At 43.3% G+C, this 18,724-nt stretch carries 17 protein-coding genes; 6 read left to right on the plus strand and 11 right to left on the minus strand.

All coding sequences use genetic code 11. The features are described 5' to 3' along the window. Positions 1–364: 364 nt before the first annotated feature. On the minus strand, positions 365–1,582 hold the full coding sequence (locus ABFQ95_03360; protein MEN8236565.1) for a multidrug effflux MFS transporter: 1,218 nt from the start codon (positions 1,580–1,582) through the stop codon (positions 365–367). A gap of 95 nt (positions 1,583–1,677) precedes the next feature. Between ABFQ95_03360 and ABFQ95_03365 the strand changes: the two genes are divergently transcribed. Further along, positions 1,678–2,271, plus strand: a complete 594-nt coding sequence (locus ABFQ95_03365; protein ID MEN8236566.1) for a TetR/AcrR family transcriptional regulator — start codon at positions 1,678–1,680, stop codon at positions 2,269–2,271. Positions 2,272–2,445: 174 nt separating this feature from the next. Here the strand turns inward: ABFQ95_03365 and putA are convergent, their stop codons facing one another. Continuing rightward, the gene (putA, locus tag ABFQ95_03370; protein ID MEN8236567.1) at positions 2,446–5,547 is read right to left on the minus strand and encodes a bifunctional proline dehydrogenase/L-glutamate gamma-semialdehyde dehydrogenase PutA; all 3,102 of its coding nucleotides are present in this window, start codon (positions 5,545–5,547) and stop codon (positions 2,446–2,448) included. 280 nt (positions 5,548–5,827) lie between these two features. Here putA and ABFQ95_03375 point away from each other — a divergent pair, with 280 nt between their 5' ends. Genes ABFQ95_03375 through ABFQ95_03385 form a run of 3 tightly spaced genes read left to right on the plus strand, consistent with a single transcriptional unit; the run spans position 5,828 to position 7,691 of the window. Further along, positions 5,828–6,316, plus strand: coding sequence for an Hsp20/alpha crystallin family protein (locus ABFQ95_03375; protein MEN8236568.1), 489 nt, complete (start codon positions 5,828–5,830; stop codon positions 6,314–6,316). A gap of 8 nt (positions 6,317–6,324) precedes the next feature. Next, positions 6,325–6,687, plus strand: a complete 363-nt coding sequence (locus ABFQ95_03380; protein MEN8236569.1) for a hypothetical protein — start codon at positions 6,325–6,327, stop codon at positions 6,685–6,687. 8 nt (positions 6,688–6,695) lie between these two features. Next, positions 6,696–7,691, plus strand: a complete 996-nt coding sequence (locus ABFQ95_03385; GenBank protein ID MEN8236570.1) for an endonuclease/exonuclease/phosphatase family protein — start codon at positions 6,696–6,698, stop codon at positions 7,689–7,691. A gap of 86 nt (positions 7,692–7,777) precedes the next feature. Here ABFQ95_03385 and ABFQ95_03390 read toward each other — a convergent pair whose 3' ends face one another. From ABFQ95_03390 to ABFQ95_03425, 8 genes are all read right to left on the minus strand, one after another. Next, positions 7,778–8,692 carry a hypothetical protein gene (locus ABFQ95_03390; protein ID MEN8236571.1) on the minus strand — a complete coding sequence of 305 codons (915 nt, stop codon included), beginning with the start codon at positions 8,690–8,692 and terminating at the stop codon, positions 7,778–7,780. Positions 8,693–8,724: 32 nt separating this feature from the next. After that, on the minus strand, positions 8,725–10,311 hold the full coding sequence (locus ABFQ95_03395; GenBank protein ID MEN8236572.1) for a hypothetical protein: 1,587 nt from the start codon (positions 10,309–10,311) through the stop codon (positions 8,725–8,727). 237 nt (positions 10,312–10,548) lie between these two features. Then, positions 10,549–11,775: an acyltransferase family protein gene (locus ABFQ95_03400; protein ID MEN8236573.1), complete on the minus strand. Its 1,227-nt coding sequence runs from the start codon at positions 11,773–11,775 to the stop codon at positions 10,549–10,551. A 5-nt stretch (positions 11,776–11,780) separates the two neighbouring features. Beyond that, positions 11,781–12,794, minus strand: a complete 1,014-nt coding sequence (locus ABFQ95_03405) for a DUF2125 domain-containing protein (GenBank protein MEN8236574.1) — start codon at positions 12,792–12,794, stop codon at positions 11,781–11,783. A gap of 11 nt (positions 12,795–12,805) precedes the next feature. Continuing rightward, a complete protein-coding gene (locus ABFQ95_03410) occupies positions 12,806–13,522 on the minus strand; it encodes a lysophospholipid acyltransferase family protein (GenBank protein MEN8236575.1) in 717 nt (238 codons plus the stop codon). Further along, entirely contained in the window at positions 13,519–14,097 is a 579-nt protein-coding gene (locus tag ABFQ95_03415; protein MEN8236576.1) for a YdcF family protein, read from the minus strand. The genes ABFQ95_03410 and ABFQ95_03415 overlap by 4 nt, the downstream gene beginning before the upstream one ends. 73 nt (positions 14,098–14,170) lie before the next feature. Continuing rightward, positions 14,171–15,073, minus strand: coding sequence for an FtsX-like permease family protein (locus ABFQ95_03420; GenBank protein MEN8236577.1), 903 nt, complete (start codon positions 15,071–15,073; stop codon positions 14,171–14,173). After that, positions 15,066–15,797 (minus strand): ATP-binding cassette domain-containing protein, encoded by a 732-nt coding sequence (locus tag ABFQ95_03425; GenBank protein ID MEN8236578.1) that lies wholly within the window; start codon positions 15,795–15,797, stop codon positions 15,066–15,068. The genes ABFQ95_03420 and ABFQ95_03425 overlap by 8 nt, the downstream gene beginning before the upstream one ends. Positions 15,798–15,981: 184 nt before the next feature. On the opposite strand from ABFQ95_03425, the gene ABFQ95_03430 reads away from it, so the two are divergent. Continuing rightward, positions 15,982–16,938, plus strand: coding sequence for an acetoin utilization protein AcuC (locus tag ABFQ95_03430; protein ID MEN8236579.1), 957 nt, complete (start codon positions 15,982–15,984; stop codon positions 16,936–16,938). A gap of 38 nt (positions 16,939–16,976) precedes the next feature. Here the strand turns inward: ABFQ95_03430 and ABFQ95_03435 are convergent, their stop codons facing one another. Further along, the gene (locus ABFQ95_03435) at positions 16,977–17,327 is read right to left on the minus strand and encodes a hypothetical protein (GenBank protein ID MEN8236580.1); all 351 of its coding nucleotides are present in this window, start codon (positions 17,325–17,327) and stop codon (positions 16,977–16,979) included. 226 nt (positions 17,328–17,553) lie between these two features. Here ABFQ95_03435 and ABFQ95_03440 point away from each other — a divergent pair, with 226 nt between their 5' ends. Next, complete coding sequence (locus ABFQ95_03440) at positions 17,554–18,618, plus strand: patatin-like phospholipase family protein (protein MEN8236581.1); 1,065 nt, start codon at positions 17,554–17,556, stop codon at positions 18,616–18,618. The last annotated feature ends 106 nt before the right edge of the window (positions 18,619–18,724 follow it).

An 18,724-nucleotide genomic window follows, 5' to 3' on the forward strand; every position in this document is an offset into this window, starting at 1 on the left:
TATTTTAACCCTTTTTATCTTTTGTTACTTCTAAAGGTTTAGCAGATTTTTGATTGTTGTGCCTTTATTTTTCAATACATTATTGACCGGTCATACCCACTTGAAGAGAGCATGCAAAATTTTGTAAAGCATTTGAAAAATATTGGGGCAGAGATTCATAATACTGCTATCATTGACCGCGTCCATAATTTTGTTGAGGTATAACGTATGAATACAGAAAGTGGACTCCCTTCCTTCTAGGCGGTAAGGGAGTCCACTTGCTCAAGGTAGCAAAATTTTTGAAATTCTGCTTAAATAAAGTCTATTTGCAATAAAAGAAACATCTTTAGTGGAAAATTAACTTATTTTCCGCCTTATTATTAAACTAGAGGTTTTCATTTCTCGCGGGTATATAACATTGTGCCCTGGGCAAGCATACAACACTTTCAAAAATTCCCCAAGCCAATGCAGGTGCCACAATAAAAATACATGCTAATGGCATTTGATCCGTGTCAGGTAAATACGCAACCAGTGAACCTAAAACTGTCGCGCCACCTAGTTGTAGAAAACTATAAAGAGCGCTAGCATAGCCAGCTAATTTTCCAAAGGGCGCAAAGGCACCCGTAAACGCCGCGGGCCAAATAAATGTTGAACCAAAGTAGAATACAATCATAGGCGCGACAATAATGAAAATATTGATACCGTAAAGAAATTTAAAAGCCAGCATTAAAACGCCAGCGATAACCATTAACAACCAACCAAGACGCAACATAAAGTGTGAGCCCACATGACTAACTATCTTTCCATTCAGATAGCCAGCCACCGCCATTGCCGTTCCTCCTCCTAACAAAGTAATCCAACCAAACTCGACAGGGCTAATGCCAATATTTTTGATCAACAAGACAGGCCCTACGGCATACCAAGAAAAGAATGCTCCGTAGCTAAGGAACGTACAAAGTGCATAGCCCATAAAAATTCGACTGGATAATAGTTGCTGAAAAGAGCTAAAAATGAAGCTGAGTCTTAAACGGTTTTTGTGGTGGTATTGGCCAGTTTCCCGAAACCCCATGCAAACAATCAAAATAGTTATAAGTGCGTATAGCACTAAGAAAATAAAAACTGAACGCCAACCGAAATAGACTGACAAATATCCACCCAAAGTTGGTGCAGCCGGAACTACAAAGGTAATCAATATAGCCAAATACGCTAAATATTTGGTTGATGTCTCCCCGGTAAATGAATCACGAAATATCGCCCGCCACAAAGAGGCCCCAGCCCCTACTCCTATTCCTTGAATGAAACGTCCCCAAATCAAAACAGAAATCGTTGCAGCATAAAAACAAATCACGCTACCGATAAAGGCAATGATGAGGCCAACAAGCAGGGGAAATTTACGCCCGATGCCTTCAGAAATTGGACCATAGACAAGCTGCGACAATGAAACTCCCAACATAAAAACAGCCATACTCCACTGAACTTCGTCTATAGGCGCATTTAAATCATGGGCAATAGCAGGTAAAGAAGGAGCATAAATGTCAGATGAAACCCCAGCCAAACAAGCAACCAATAAAATTATGAAGCAAAGGGTAGAATGAGAATTCATTTTTCAAATTCGCAAAAATCGTGTTAAAGCAATTATATCATTGATATAATACATGTTGACTGATTAGTCAATCTAACCAGAGGGTACAAGAATTTATGGAAACGCGCAGAGCTGATGCCACTCGAGAAAAAATTATAAAGGCGGCCAGAACCTTATTTGTTAAAAATGGCTTTGCTGGTACATCGATGGGCAAGATTGCCTCAACAGCCAATGTACCGCATAGCCTTGTGTTTCATCATTTTAAAAACAAGCAAAATTTATGGATGGAAGTAAAGATGTCAATTGTCAGAATTTTTAAACAAGGACAAGAGAGTTCTTCAATTTTACCTACTTATAATCAATCTTTAACAAATTTTTTGCAACAACTCATCAGCAGAAGCATCGACTTTTACCAAAACAATCCTGATATAGTAAGGATGATTAATTGGCAACGCTTAGAACATGAACAAGAGCAGGGCATTGGCATCAAAATTTCACAAGAAAGCGAAGCGTGGATTGTGGCCTTTAAGCGTTACCAGGACAAAGGTGAAATAAAGTCTGAACTAAAACCTGAGTTTATCATGACACTTATTTTGTCAATAGTCAGTTCAGCAGCCATGGACAGCAATGTATTTATAAAAAAAGAAGAAGACAATAAAGCTTATATTAATTTTTGCGTCCAGAGCTTGTTGAAGGCATTGTGTCCCTGAACTCTAACCGTTTCACTACGCCGCTGCCTTGCTATACCCGTGCTGAATCAAAATGTTGAGTTTTATGGTAACGAAAAGCGCGCAGTTTACTTGGGTAAATGAGCACTTTGAGTGCACCAGAAAACCAACAGTTTGATTCAGCTTCAGTATAACCACTGACTCACTGACCACCGCCTACTGATCAAGCATCAACAAACTCGCATTACCGCCTTGGGCTGTGGTGTTCACGCACAAAGTGCGCTCGGTGGCAAAGCGATGCAGGTACCTTGTGCCACCTGCTTTAGGTCCTGTTCCTGATAATCCTTCTCCGCCAAACGGTTGCACGCCAACCACGGCTCCAATCATGTTACGATTGACATAAGCATTACCAACTCGCATGCGCTTTACAACACGGCGCACTGTAGATTCAACTCGGCTATGGATACCAAAAGTCAGACCATATCCCAAATCATTTACGCTATCAAGCAGCGCATCCATATTATTAGCCTTGTATCGAAGAATGTGCAAAATAGGGCCGAAATGTTCTTGCTTTAAAGTTGACAAATCATTTATTTCAAACGCTGAAGGAGCGACAAAGGTTCCGTTTGCACAAGATTCAGACAGGGGAGTTTGCGCAATCAACTTTGCTTGACGTTGCATTTGCTCCACATGCTGCTCTAATTGAATTTTGGCGTGTTGGTTGATCACCGGTCCTACATCTGTTGCAAGCTGGCTTGGGTCTCCAATCTGTAGCTCTTGCATTGCTCCTGCCAGCATCTTGCAGGTTTTATCAGCTATTTCTTCTTGTATTAATAAAATCCGAAGTGCGGAACACCGCTGTCCAGCGCTTTGGAATGACGAAGTAAGGACATCCTGCACGACTTGCTCTGGCAGTGCTGATGAATCTACCAACATCACGTTTTGCCCGCCGGTTTCAGCAATCAACGGTACAATAGGACCAGATTTTTGTGCTAGAGATTTTTGAATTAGATGTCCGGTTTGCACAGATCCAGTCAGTGCAACACCTGCAACCCGAGAATCCTCAATCAAGCTTGCCCCAATATCTCGGGCTGCCCCTGGCAACAAGTGCAAGACATCAGCTGGAATGCCAGCTTGATGCAATAATCTAACAGCAAAAGCTGCAATAAGTGGTGTAGGTCCGGCAGGCTTTGCCAAAACTGTATTGCCAGCCACCAGCGCTGCTGTGACTTGACCTAAAAAAATTGCCAAGGGGAAATTCCAGGGGCTAATACAAACAAAAATGCCACGCCCATGCAGGCTGATTTTATTGATCTCACCCGTGGGACCTACCAATGTTTGCGGGGCAGAAAAGTCCTTTCTTGCCCGCTGTGCATAGTACCTGCAAAAATCAACCGCCTCGCGCACTTCTGCGAGTGCATCGGGAATAGTTTTACCGACCTCTCGAACGCACAGTGCCATCAACTCAGGCAGGTTATCTTCCAGTAAATCTGCTGCTCGCTCCAGGCATTGAGCACGTTCTTCTGCTGCAATATTGGACCATGCAGCAAACGCATTCTGCGCCGATGTAAAGGCTTGTGCGACATGCTCAGGTGCAGCAGGAACCAGTGCCCCGATAACGCGCTTGCAATCAGTTGGGCTGACTCGCTCTTGCTGCTCTCCTGGGGATTCTTCTCCTGCTACAATAGGAGCTGCGGTCCATTTTTTTGCTTTTTGCAAAGCTTGCTCAATCATTTTTAGGTGCGCTGGGTCGCTTAGGTCATAGGCTTTCGAATTAACTCGCTCAGTACCATACAAGTCCTGCGGCAAAGGAATCGAGGGATGTGTTTTTCCCTCGGTTTTTTGAACCTGCTCAATTGGGTTGGCGACAATATCGCCAACAGGGACTGATGTATCGCGCAAGCTATAAACAAAAGAAGAATTGGCTCCATTTTCTAAAAGACGTCGTACTAAATACGGTAACAGATCCGCATAACTGCCTACAGGAGCATAGATGCGACAGGTAATTCCCTGATCTACTAGCTCATCATACAAAGCCTCACCCATGCCGTGCAACCGCTGAAACTCAAAACCACTATCACCCCCCTCACCTGCAATCTCAAGAATAGCAGCAACTGAATGCGCATTGTGTGTGGCAAATTGGGGGTAGATGTGTTTTCTAACTTCGAGCAAGCACTGGGCACAAGCCAGAAAGCTTAAATCCGTATGCGACTTTTGGGTAAACACTGGGTAGCCGTCTAACCCATTTTCTTGCGCCCGTTTGATCTCAGTATCCCAATATGCTCCCTTAACCAGGCGGATGTGAAACCTTTGCCCGCATTCAATGGCCAGTTGCGTTACAAATTCTATTACAGGCATAGAGCGTTTTTGATACGCTTGCACCGCAAGCCCCATGCCATTCCACCCTCTAAACTGTGGATTACGGCAGACGGCACCGTAGACATCTAGGGAAAGATCCAACAGATCCGCCTCTTCGGCGTCTACCGTCAAGCTAATGCCATTCGCCCGAGACAAGATCGCCAGCTCAGTGAGCTTTGGCACTAGTTCCTGTAGTACTCGCTCACGTTGCGCGTATTCATAGCGCGGGTGCAGGGCCGACAGTTTGACAGAAATTCCAGGGTTTTGGTAAATCTCATTACTCACCGCCTGAGCTGCATTGTCCAGGATGGCCTGGCGATATGCATTAAAATAACGCTTGGCATCAGCTGCGGTCATTGCCGCTTCGCCGAGCATGTCGTACGAGAAACAATAACCACGCTTTAGGTATTTTCTAGCCTTTTTGTGTGCCTGCTTCATGGTGGCACCTAAAATAAATTGTGCTGCAATCGTGCGCATTCCCTGATGCATGGCATGACGAATCGTGAATCTCGACCCCTGCAAGAGAATCCTGGTCAGCAAATGATCCCTTTTGGGGGTCAACGAATGACTTGCCCATTTAAGCAGTGTTCCAGATGACCGCACCCATAAAGATTCTGAGCTGTCACTTAGAATTGATGCCCAATCTGCTTGGGTTAGTTTATCTGCAATTAAAAGATCCGCCGTAAAGGGATCTGGGGTACGAAGCAGAGCTTCTGCTAGACACATCAACGCTAGCCCTTCAGGGGTCGAAAGGCGATAGCGATGCATTAACTGGGAAACTAGGGAAGATTTTGATCCTTGGTTGCGAATTTTGCATACCAATTCGCGTGCGCGTGCTTCGATTGTATTTTGCATAGTTTGCAAAATACCAAGATTTGGTTGCAGATCTGCAACAATCTCTGCTTCGCCTCGACGGTAGCAAGAATTGATTTTTTCTCTTAACTCTTGTTGGCTGCCCATGACACCCTGTTTTCTTCGTTTTGTAATTTGATATACTCTCGTGAAATCAAAACCTCTAGTTTAATGATAGCTACCAGCTTGCAGTTTACTTGGGTAAATGAGCACTTCGAGCGTATCAGGAAACAGAGGTTTTGATTTCACTTCAGTATAAAGGTATCGCTCTCCCCTTCCAGTACAATAGAACAAAATAGTTGTCAAAACCTTGACCTCTTGCATTGAAAAGGGTGATAATCAGGACGGATGATAATTCAAAGAGAAAATTATAATAGGAGATAAACTTATGGACTTTCGTTCCCTTATTCCATTTCATTCTCACCGTCGTATTGAGGAGTGGGACCCGTTTCAACAGTTTGAGCGCGCATTTCCCCCGCTTTATGAAGATTTTCGCAAAGGTCAGCTCAATCCATTCAAATGGTCGGCTGGCACCCGTTTTGTTGGACCGCGCATTGACGTGAGTGAAACGGATACGGAATTGACCGTTACCGCGGAGTTGCCAGGTATGGAAGAAAATGATGTTGAAATCTCCCTAATCAACAATACTCTCACTCTTAGGGGCGAGAAAAAAATTGATCGGGAAGAGAAAAAGAAAGACTTTCACCTGGTCGAACGTGCTTCTGGTAGCTTTGCTCGTTCTTTTCAAATCCCCTTTGAGGTAACAGCTAAACAGATCGACGCAACATTTGAAAAGGGCGTGCTGACGATCGCCATTCCAAAACCAGCGGGGGAATCACAAAAGACACAAAAGGTACCGATCAAACAAGGAAAATAGCAGCTTCAATGTTCACACACGATCAAGCAACCACCCTATTGTTACGAGAACTCGAGGGGCGAGGATTCGTTAAATTAGACGATAAGGGAGAGTTGCGGGGACTTACCGAAGCTGACCTACAAAAAACGAACAAATTGGAAGCTTTGATCGATGAAGAATTGGTGAAAAAAATCAAAGCGGTTGGACACTTTGAATCTGGGTCTCTCAACCGCTTTGCTGATCTGTACTATCTCTCGCCAAAAGTCAGCGGCAAAACAATAGAACTACCAGAACTTGACCGACTTGAGCGTATCGACTCTTACGATTTAGTCGTTGCTGATTTTAAAGGGTTTTGTCTGTATATTGAAGACGTCTTGAAAATAGTCGAGTAAGCAAGCCAATGTTTCGAGTGGCGACATTTAACATGGAAAGCCTGGATGAAGGACCCGGTGTGTCTCCCCCCCTTGAAGAGCGTTTGTCCATCCTGCGCCCACAACTAGAGCGACTGGACGCTGATATTCTGTGTATGCAGGAAGTTAACGCCCGCAGACCCTCGCGTCATACTCCACGCACCTTGCAGGTCCTTGATACATTGCTTGCAGGAACCCCTTATCAGGATTACCATCGAGCTGCCTCACACACACCAATGGGAAGTGCACCACTCGATCGACATAACCTAGTGATTTTAAGCAAATTCCCTATTACCCAACACCAGCAATATTGGAATGATCTGCTGCCCAGCTTTAGCTATCCAATGGTAACCGCAACACCAAACTCCAAGCACATCAAAAATATAGAGTGGGACCGCCCTTTGCTTTATGCCCAGATTGACACGGGCAGTGGTCACACATTGCATGTAATCAATCTACATCTAAGAGCGCCCCTGGCGGTTCCCATTGACGGACAAAAAGACAGTGATGGAATTTGGAAAACCATTGCCGGTTGGTCAGAAGGATATTTTTTGGCTGCCATGAAACGAAGCGGTCAAGCCGTTGAGACGCGACTGTTAATAGAAAAGATTTTTGCAACTGACCCGCAAGCCCAATTGATGGTATGCGGTGATTTCAACGCCACCGAACACGAAGTGCCTACTAGAATTCTAAGAGGCGGTGAAAGTGATACCAACAACAGCCGACTTTCCCAATATACTTTGGTCCCGCTTGAACGCTCCCTGCCCCAAGCACAACGCTTTTCTGTCATTCATCATGGCCGCAAACAGATGCTGGATCACTTTTTGGTCTCTCGTCACCTACTGGGCTATTACCATCACATGGAAATTCACAACGAAAGTCTGATAGACGAACTCGTGGCCTACCGCGCCATGGAAAATCCTGCGGAATCTTACCATGCGCCAATGGTAGTGGTATTTAAGAAGAAAGAATTAAGAGTGCGATGAAAATTTTTTGCAACAATCGCTATAACTATAACTGTCCCGGACATAAATTGCACTTTATGTTATACAAACTCGTACAAAATCATCTGCTACCCCAGAGAAGCTGAAATCTCTTCCACTTTTTGCCTCATTGCCTCTTCTGCCTCTCTATAATGTTTGGATTTGTCACTGTCTGTCAACCTAGCCACCACGAGAGAAGCATGGAATTTGGAGAATATGTTACAAAACATCTCAACAACTTCAGGAAATTTAGCAAATGGATTTTGTTGATCTGATAGCAAAATTTCTTTAATAGATTCGTAAAGCACTTCCATTTTTTTGAGAGTTTCTTTTTCTTTTGAGCTGAAATTTATATTTTTTTCTGAACGGATCATAATATTTGGTTCTCTTTTTTTGAGCTTTGCTATTTCTTCTGTGGTCTCGGGGTTAAAGACTGTTGTTTGAAGATTCAACTCGTACAACAAGCTTCTAAGGTACAGTTCTGTTTCTGCTGAATTATTATCTGCAAAGGGCTGCCATTGAGCCACTTGCTGAAGGTGAGTTTTAAACCCTTCAGGAGTCATTATTCTGAAATCAACTTGCTCTAGGTAATCGTTGAAAAACCCAGAATATTCCTGCTTAAAACTGCCAAGGTGAGCTTCGGCTTCACTGGGATCCTTGGCAAGCAACCGCCAAACATTAATGCGCTGTAAGTAAGTATTAAGCTCTTCAGGGGTAATATTATTGAAACTTATTTGTTTCAGGTAAGTCTTGAGTAATATTGGATAATGTTTCTTGAACAAAGGGTAGCGCTGCCATGCATAAACACCTTCTATTCCTTCAATACCTTTTATAGAATTTTCTGGATTCTCAGCGAGATTTTCAACAACTTTTTCTACCCCGCGCATCACTTTGTAGGCTATCTGTACCGGTCGTTCTTGCTCATCTATACCGGAAGCACTAGCCAATGGAATACAAATCCATTGGCTAAGACAGAAAGCAATTTTAAATATTTTATGCCGCATCAAATGATACCCTGTTTATCATTACATTCGATTCATTCAAATTTTTCCGGCAGGTGCTGCAAGAGAACAGTCTGGAAATAAAGTCCCCAAACTCTTAATAAGCCCTGTGCAACAATTGGTTGCTGCTGTGCAATGATAGAATCTTCAGCTTCCTCTTCACCCAAGACACTATGTATTCTTTCTTGAATACGCATACTTTCAAAAGGAACGTCAAAATCCAATAGTTCTGGTTCAGCCCGCAAGCTCATCAATGTTAACTTAAACGTGCTGATATTTCCAAGTGCATTTTCTAACAGTTCTGCTGTGCTCTTTGGCAAAATCATTGAAGAGTAAGGAGGATTAAATAATGTCATATAGCTTTCTTTGGCTCGCCCTCCGCTATTAAGGCTTTCCCCAAAATCACCTTCAATTTGCTTCCAAAGGTCTAGATATTGACCTTCAAGTAGGGATTGGCCATCCTCAAGTTCTGCAACAATATCTTGGTTAGTATCGCGTAACCCGTTATGCATATCGGTAATTGCTAATTTTAGTTGCTTTTCCCGATCTTCTAGGAATACCTTTGTAATCGCTCCATTCCAGTCCTTATCTCCAATATCGGTATCTAGATCTTCTTCATTGGGGGTTAAACAGGATAATAACGGACAGCTTGGAGCTATATACTCTTTAAAAATTCTAGTAAGCCCTTTGCCGGCATTAATCTTTAAATCTTTAAAAGTTCCAAGTAATGCTGGATTCAATACAGAGCTAAGTTCAGGGCTTGAATGACTAACGAGCAATTCATCTAGGGCAACAAAAGCATGTTTTATCTCTTCATCATGTTCTTCTTGCTGGCTCAAAAAAGCACCCTTGACCTCTGAATTAATTCCTTTGCGCAGTTGAACAATTTGATATTCAAGATCTTTTATCTTCTCTTCACGTGTTCCCAATGAGGTCGATAAGATCTTCAGTTTGGGTCTCAATTCTCCAAGATTATTCTTTGCCCTTCTAAGCCGCCGTGGAGTATCCTTGTATCTCTCTTCATCTTCTTCGTATATTTCTATGTCCTCTTTTACAAGGTCTACTAAGTGTAACCTTGCTTGTCTTTTTTGCTCATCCGTAGCTTTCCAGTGCTCTTGATATTTTTCAAATCCTTCTATCTTTTGCTCATGTAGTTCTTTTAATCCATCATTAATGTAGCCCCACAGTTGCTTTTTTTCCTCCTCTTCTTTCCTAATCTGCTCTTTTAAACTTACAATTCTTTTAGATACATCCGCATTCCTGGCGTTTGCTTCTTGATATTTGCGCCGCGCTTCTCCAAGTTTATCTGCACTGTCGCGTAGTTTCTTCCTCTTTAAATCGTCAATTTCCTTAATAAGTGGAACCACATTTCCAAGAAGGTCGTGCTTAAAAACTAGCGGTGATTCAGTTTCATTCTCAAGCAGAAGAGATGCGGGAAATGATGGAGCTTTCTTTTGATCGGAAGAGTAAACAATAGCGTACTCATCAGTATGTGATGATATACCACCGCTGCTGTACAATGGATCGTCAGGTTCTAGTTTTTTATTATCACTAGTAGCCTGAACTTCTCCCAGTAACAAAGCACTGAGACCAACCCCTATAAAAGCATGAGTAAATCGCATGATAACCTCCTTTTCCAAAACCTAATGTGTTGTATTAACTTCCTTTTATTAAAAATTATTGTTTTCTAATGATATTAGAAAATCAAAGTTAAATTTGTACTAACAAATATTATATTCTTTTTTTGGTAAGTAAACATGTTGTTCTAATCTCTACAGGAGTGTTTTTTGGTAAGCGATACATAATCCCCATTGCTTAAAAAGCTTCAATTCTTTGTATGCCTTTAATTCTATTTTCCCTCAAAATACCCTTCGGGTTACCGGTAATTTACGCAATACCTTGTCAGTCAGCAACCACGAAAGACCTAAGCCAACAATAAAAGCAATACACGCCTTGATCACAGCTGGAAGCACGCTTCCTAACATATAATACTGCGTCCAAACCACAAACGGCTCATGGAAAAAGTAAATGCCATAGGAACATGCGGCCAGAGATGTCCAAAATGGAATATCCTTGTTGGTAAATCGGTATAAGACAACAATCAAAGTAATGCTTTGAGCGGCACACAAAAAACCATGCAATGTGGTGCGAATCAACAACCCTGGCCCAAGATCTAACATCAGTGGCCAAACATCCACCCATGTTCCCCCCCCGGCAAAGTGATACACGATCTCATCACTAAAAGCGCCATCATACATCCAAAAAATACAGTAGCTTAAATATAGAACGGCCAGGACAGCTGTAAGCACAACCCATTTGGACCAATGAACTGACATTTTTTGCAGCACCTCTTTATTGGACAAGACACCAGCGTAGCGCACACCCACACCAAGGGCAAAATAAAAGATATAGGTTGCCAGCATGTTAGCGCGTGCGTAGAACAACTTACCAAAGCCAAGCCACCAAGGAGTGCCCCAAATCAGGTCACTGATACCAATCATCAGAGCGCTTAGCCCGGCAAACACCAGATACCCTAATATGGGCCTACGCACCATCCAAGCGGCCAATGCCCCAAGCAAGCGTATAACAAAAGGAAATACAGAGTAAAAAATGGCAGCAGTAAAGGTAAACATAACCAAATAGCCCAAAAACCAGTAACCTGCTGCTTGCAATCGTTGCTGGAAGAAAATGTTAAACCAATAGTCAAAGTAGCCAATTCCCGGGTTCCCAAGACTATATTTTGCATAACTTAAGGGGGCTACCAAAAATATGACGCCAAAGACAAAAGGAAATACCAAACGCACTATCTTTTCCCAAGTAAAACTTAGCCAACCTCGTTTTTGTAAAGAGGGCAGCACAAACATACCCGAGATAAAAAATAGGGCTTGCATGATGAAACCATCGGTGAAGAAAAATATAGCATCAAAGGCATGACTGCGATCCATTTCGGTGGGAACAAAATACCAATTCCCCCCCCACATTTGTGCATATGTTTGAATTGCATGCTGCAAAACCACCAATAGGATGACGAACCCTCTTGCGTGATCTAGGTAGTGAAATCGAGCTGCTTTAGTAGAATGAATCATATTTTTTATTCCCAATTTACCTTCGGTACCTTAGCAACAGAAACCGGCCCTATAAACAACCTGCCTGATTGCACTGTCAACGGCAGTTGATACCGTGCTGATGCCTCTGCTTCTCCTTGTAAGGATTCCGTCAAAAAGCCAAGACCTAAGCGCACAAGACGGGAGACTTTTTCATCCAACCATCCCGCCTTAACAAAGGCAGCAAGGGTTTTGTCCAGCCCGCCCACATGGGCTGAAAAGGCCCCCATCGGCTGCAAATGCTCATCTACCGTGGTCGTACCTTCAGCTGTGATCTCCAAAGGTCCCCACTGTAGTTGTAACTTGGCAACCTCAAGGGTGCCATCGCTCTCGTACCAACTATTGATGCGATCGTGTAAAGTATCGCCTGCGATCTCACCACTCAAGCTGGTCTGCAACTGCAATTTTTGCAAATTGTCACCAAAAGGAAATTCAGACAAAACCGGCAGAGTTAAATCTTGCAACGAAATCTGTACATTCATCAAATCATCATGTACATCTTCCTGTTCATGATACTGCGCCTGTACATCTAACCCACCCAGTTTAGCAAAGACCCCTTGCTCCTTACTTAATTCAAGCTGCTCGTAGGAAAACTGAAACGTTCCTTGTTCCATGGTAAAAAATGATGCGGCAAACCCCTCTCCCTGGGCAAAAATGATCTCATCTTCGAGGAGCGATAATGTAATATGATGCCTGCCTGCAGCCCATGATTTGATCTGAGTTGGCCGCCAAAGGGCTGCGCCAAAGCGCATATCACCCTCAACCCAAGTTTTGATAATGCCCTTATAAGCAAGCTCAGGACTCTCGAGAACGATCTTCAGGGTAAACGGGAAACCAGCAAGCTGCATGTCTTTGTATTCAACATTCCAACCCCTTTGCTGCCAATCACGGATTAATTTTTCGACACGATCTTCGAGTTGACTGCCTAAGTGAAACCATCCCACAGTGTAGCCACCTGCAAGGAGCAACAAAGTAAGGAGGAAGAGAAGTCTTCTGCGCATAGCAAATGGCCTTAATGGTTAAAAGAATTTATAAGTTGATTTGAAGCGGTTTCAATGCTATTTGTCAACTCTTTCATAAAATCATCGCGCGTTAGTCCGGGTCCGATTTTGGGCAAGAACTCAAGCACAATGGTGCCAGGCCGCTTCAAAAACGTGCGCCGCGGCCAAAACACACCTGAGTTCAACGCCACAGGAACCACAGGAACATTCAAGTGTTCATATAACATGACAATCCCACGTTGGTATTTTTGGCTCTGGCCAGGGGGAGTTCGCCTGCCTTCAGGAAAAATAATGATCTTACGCCTTTCATCAAGAACGCGTTTGCCTTCAACAACAAGTTTGCGTACGGTTTGCGCACTACTTTTCCGGTCGATAGGGATCATGCCAAATTTCTTGATGAATTGTCCGTAAATCGGCAAGTACGTTAATTCCCGCTTTAAGACAAAGGCGACATCTGACCACAGGTACTGATAAATAATCGTATCCCAAGCAGATTGGTGCTTAGATGCAATGAGGACTGGGCCCTTTGGATAATTTTCAAGTCCCCTAATTTCGTGGGTCACACCAGCACAAACTCGCAACAACCAGAGTGCTCCACCACATGCAACTGTGGGAAACCACATAATATAGCGCCTAGGCAACAGCAACAGAGGTAAAGCCAGCAGAAAAACCAGAGCCACCCACAAGTAAAAAGCTATATTAAAAACAATCGAACGTAGCACAATCATTGCAAACCAAGATCTGGAAACCAGCGAATCAATTGCAGGCGAACTGTAGCCACAAGAAATTTGATGTACTCAAAACAAACAGCACGCACTTGATGCATTATGCCATGCCAATCACGCCTCTTGAACAAAGGCGGTACAATAGGATGAGGCACAATTTTATAATTGGGCATAAGGCGACGAAACTCCATCAAACTGCGCGGCATATGATAGTGCGCGGTTACCAGCCGCATGGATTGGTAATCCTTATGCTGCATCCAAACCAAGGTTTCGCGAGCATTTTCCCGTGTATTAGTAGCTTCATATCCCAAAGCAATGCAGCAGTTAACGTCAACCTGACCGAGATTGAGGTGGGCCAGCAATTCTTTAATAGGCACACCCTTGTCAACACCAGAGATAAATAATTGCCGTGGTTCTTCATTTTTTGCCGCCAGCAAAGAGACTCCTTCGGCAAGGCGTCCGCTCCCTCCGGTCAACACAACAATAGCATCGGTTTTCTGAGCCAAAGGATCTTGAGTTTGCTGCTGGATCAGATGAATGTAAAACCAGCCTAGACCAATGCTCCAGAATACAAACAAAATGCAAAATATCCAAAGGCACCGGGAAAGCCATTTAGAAAATCTAGTATTACCTCGAGGCAAAATAATTCCTTTAATGCAAAGATTTTGTATGAACTCGCGACTTCGCCCGCGGGTTCATAAGCGCCGAAAGCACTGTTAAGTGTGCTGAAAACGAGGCCAATAGCATGACACCCATGGGCGTTAACACCATAATACTTGCTATCATGCCAAATGGCCAACTCAACGTTATCCCCAACAGATTGGCATCCGGCATACAAGCTGAAATCACCCCTAAAACAAGCAGTGCAAAACCAGCTCCAATGATTCCGCCCTTACAGCTCAAAACCAAGGCGTGCCTTTGAAATTGTTGAGCAATGAAATGATTCCGAGCACCAACGATATTTAAAATATTAATAACGCGTTGGTGCGCTTCTAAGCCTGAATGCGTCACAAAAGCAACAGTTACAATAGCGGCAATTCCAATAAGGGTCGATAACAACGTGCTGATCCACAGCACCGAGCGAGCAATTTGCAACATGACCTCGCGTTCCTGCCCTGAGCTGTTAACGCGAGCCCCAAGATGTTCGGCCTCCAAGCGATGCGACAAACGTTCCACATTCAGGTATTGCCCTGGATGAGGCTGAACTTCAAAGCGCAAAGCCTGAATAGGCGTTTCCTGTAGCGCCCTTCCAGGCAGAAGATTTTCCTTCGAATGCACCGTCACTCTCACCACCTGTAAATCCTTAAGAATCTCAAAAACACGATCACGCTGAGCTTTGAGAGATAAACCGGAAAGATGACTTTCTTTCAAGGTGATATAGGTGACTTCTTTATGGTTTTGCTGCCAGGTTTGCACCATGACATTAACACTAGCGGCCCCTGAAAGAGCCAAGATGGCCAAAAACACCATCAAAGCAATAATCCAAGGCACAAAACGGTAAGCCGTTGTCGTATTGAAGGGAACGATTTGTTCCTGTTTTAAAATCTCAAGCACAGCGACGCATCTCTATTTCGGGTTGTACCTTCTCATCTTCTTGATCATGACCATGATACCATAGCGTGCGATCAGAAAGATGCAGCTCAGGGTGGGTAAATTCACTAACTAAATCGCGGTTATGAGTGGCTAGCACAACCGTTGTTCCGCGTTGGTTTAATTCTTCAAATAAACACAACAACTTGACTGCCATCGCATCATCAACACTTCCTGTTGGTTCATCTGCCAGCAACAGCTTTGGCCGAGTTACAATGGCTCGGGCAAATGCAACTCGCTGCTTTTCACCCCCTGACAACACGTCAATTGTGGAATGGAACACCCGGCTTAGTCCAACCCACCCAAGCATTTCTTCAGCTCTACTACGACTTTCGCGCTTTGAAACCCCTCGCACTTGGAGCGCAAGTGCTACATTCTCGAGTGCGGTTAAATGATCCAGCAAATAAAAATCTTGAAACACAACCCCAATTTGCCGACGCAAATGGGCTTGTTCATCTGCATCAAGTCCTTTCACATTGCGGCCAAGAACTCTAATATCACCCTTAAAGTTCCCCTCACCCAAAAATAATAATTTGATCAAGGTCGATTTACCACTGCCACTTGCACCGGTTAAAAAGTGGAAAGATCCTGGTTGCAAATGGAAGGAAACATCTTCAAAAATAGCAGGCCCTGCCTCATAACACATGCTAACTTGATCGAAACTCACAATAGACTGGTCTACAGACATTCAATAACATCCTTTTTTGATTCTATACTGAAGCTGAATCAAACTGTTGGTTTTCTGATGCACTCAAAATGCTCATTTACCCAAGTAAACTGCGCGCTTTTCACTGCCATAAAACTCAACATTTTGATTCAGCACAGGTACATGTTAAAGTGCCACAATTAAGTACGACTCGTCCAGAGCCCATATGCAATTTAAACCAAACCTTGTATCAAAAACTGCTGTTTATATTGATGAACCGCTTGGCAATTACGGTTTTGGTCCTTCTCATCCATTTAGCAATGATCGATTGCCAGCTTTTTGTAAAGCATTCTATGCCAAAAAACTTGATTGCCAGGTTCGTTTGCGCAAAGCTGTAATGGCAACAATTGAGCAAGTCGCCCGGTTTCACAGCATGGCCTACATTGAAAAAATCAAAGCCCAGTCCGCAATTGGAGAGGGATTTCTCGATTATGGTGACACGCCCGCATTCAAAGGCGTTTTTGAAGCCTCATTATATGTTGTAGGCTCTGCACTTGATGCCCTAGAGCAGATCATTCGAGGACATTTTCAACAGGCCTTTCTTCCCATTGGCGGACTGCACCATGCTTATCCGCACAGGGCTTCAGGTTTTTGTGTTTTTAATGATTGCAGCATCGTGATTAAGAGTTTAAGGCAAGAATATGGCGTCAAAAAGGTTGCCTATATTGATATCGACGTCCATCACGGAGACGGCGTTTTCTACGCTTTTGAGGATGATCCAGACCTCATCTTTGCCGACATTCATCAAGCCGGAATTTTTCCGGGATCTGGAGAACCATTCGAACGGGGAACAGGAGCAGCTGCAGGACATAAAATCAACATCACAATGCCAGCAGGAGCCACGGATGCCATGTTTTTCGAAGTCTGGCAACAAGTCGAGTCGTTATTAGAAGCAGAAAAACCAGAATTTATCCTGATGCAGGCTGGTGCAGATTGTCTAAAAGGCGATCCTCTTGCTAGCCTCTGTTACACAGAAAATATGCATGGCCATGTTACAGCACGGCTTAAGCATTATGCCAATAAGTATGCCCAAGGCCGGCTAATGGCCTTTGGAGGCGGTGGCTATAACTTACAAAATATCAGCAAAGCCTGGATAGCAGTGGTAGAGAATTTGCTAAATTAATGAATTCACCAGGCAAAATACAACCATTTCATCAGCCATTAATGACGTGAACGTGGACGTGTGCGTGGAGGTCCAGAAGGAGAAGGAGATGATGGACGGCTTGGTGCCATTTGTTTTTTTTCTAGTGCTTTATGTTCTTGTGAAAGCAGTTGATGTTCACGCATTAACCTTCCTTGTTGCTCTTCTATTCTCCTATGTTGTTCTTCTATTCTCCTATGTTGCTCTTCAAGGGCCATATGCTGTCTCTCGCTATCTCTCTTTGTGTTCTCAAGCTGTCCTTGCAGCTTTTCTATTTGCTGTTCAAGTTGTGGCTGACTCTTTGCATCAATGAATACTCCCGATCCGATTATTAATAAAAATGCCATTGTAAAATAAGATAAGCTGTTCATGTCGATCTCCTTTTTACATTGCAGTATATTATTATGGTAAATTAATTTTATTGATAATAAATTAATTTTTTTATTAAAAAAATAACAAATAATTAAATTTACGATTTTTTAATTGAGTTGGCAGAAACTACAATTGCATTGACCCGATGGATAATCGATATTGATTGCAACTCTAGCTCTTTATCTACGTTAGAGAAATTCACAACGACTGAACGCAACTATAATAATGGCCACAAAGCACAAACAACAAAAAACCATTAACATTGCTCTACAAGGCGGTGGATCCCATGGAGCTCTAACCTGGGGTGTGTTGGACTATCTGCTTGAAGATGGCCGACTCGATATTGAGGGATTTAGTGCCACCAGTGCTGGATCCATGAATGCTGTGGCCTATGCTTACGGAAAAATGGTAGGCGGGAACAAGGGAGCGCGGGAATGCCTTGAAATGTTCTGGAGGCACATGAACGGAACTGGCCAACTATTCAGCCCTGTGCGCCAGCTACCTTGGGAAAAGCTAGGCCACCAATGGAACATGGATTATTCCATCAACTTTCATCTGTTTGAGGCTTTCACGCGGCTGTTTTCTCCCTATCAATTTAACCCTGCTAATTTCAATATTTTAAAAATGGTTCTAGAAGAAACCATTGATTTTGATGCCCTGCGTGATTGCCAGAATACAAAACTGTTTATTAACGCCACCAACGTTCAAACTGGCAAGGTGAAGGTTTTCAAAACAAATGAAATTGATGTAGATGTCATTATGGCTTCAGCCAGTCTGCCTTTTTTGTTTCACGCAGTTCCCATTGATGGACAGACCTATTGGGACGGCGGTTATTCTGGTAATCCAGCTTTGTTTCCACTGTTCTACCACACAGATTCACGCGATATTGTTATTGTACACGTCAATCCTATAGAGCGAACACAGCTCCCGCAAACACCTCCTGAGATCTATAACCGTATCAATGAAATAACTTTTAACTCATCGCTGCTCAAGGAACTAAGAGCCGTTGCCTTTGTGCAAAAACTGCTACAGCAAAACATGATTAAGGATGAATTTAGAGACCAATTCAAAGATATTCTCATGCACTCGATTCACTCCGACAGCGCTATGTGTGATCTGGGAGTTGCCAGTAAGTTCAATGTCAATTGGCAATTCCTGATTGATCTCAAAAACCGAGGTCGCACTTTGGCCAAAACTTGGCTCCAGGAAAATTATAGCAAGATTGGTAAGAAATCATCCGTTGATCTGCGGAGTGAGTTTCTGGATCTGGGTAGTGAGCATATTGGGTAAAATATACTGGCTCTTTTGCGTTTTGAGTGGGTAAGCTGAATTTTAGGTAGGCGAACAGCGTAGTTTCAGTTGGTAAAAATCCGAATTTCCAGCAAGTAAATAAACC

This window comes from Pseudomonadota bacterium (assembly GCA_039714795.1).
Classification (GTDB): Bacteria; Pseudomonadota; Alphaproteobacteria; order JAGOMX01; family JAGOMX01; genus JBDLIP01.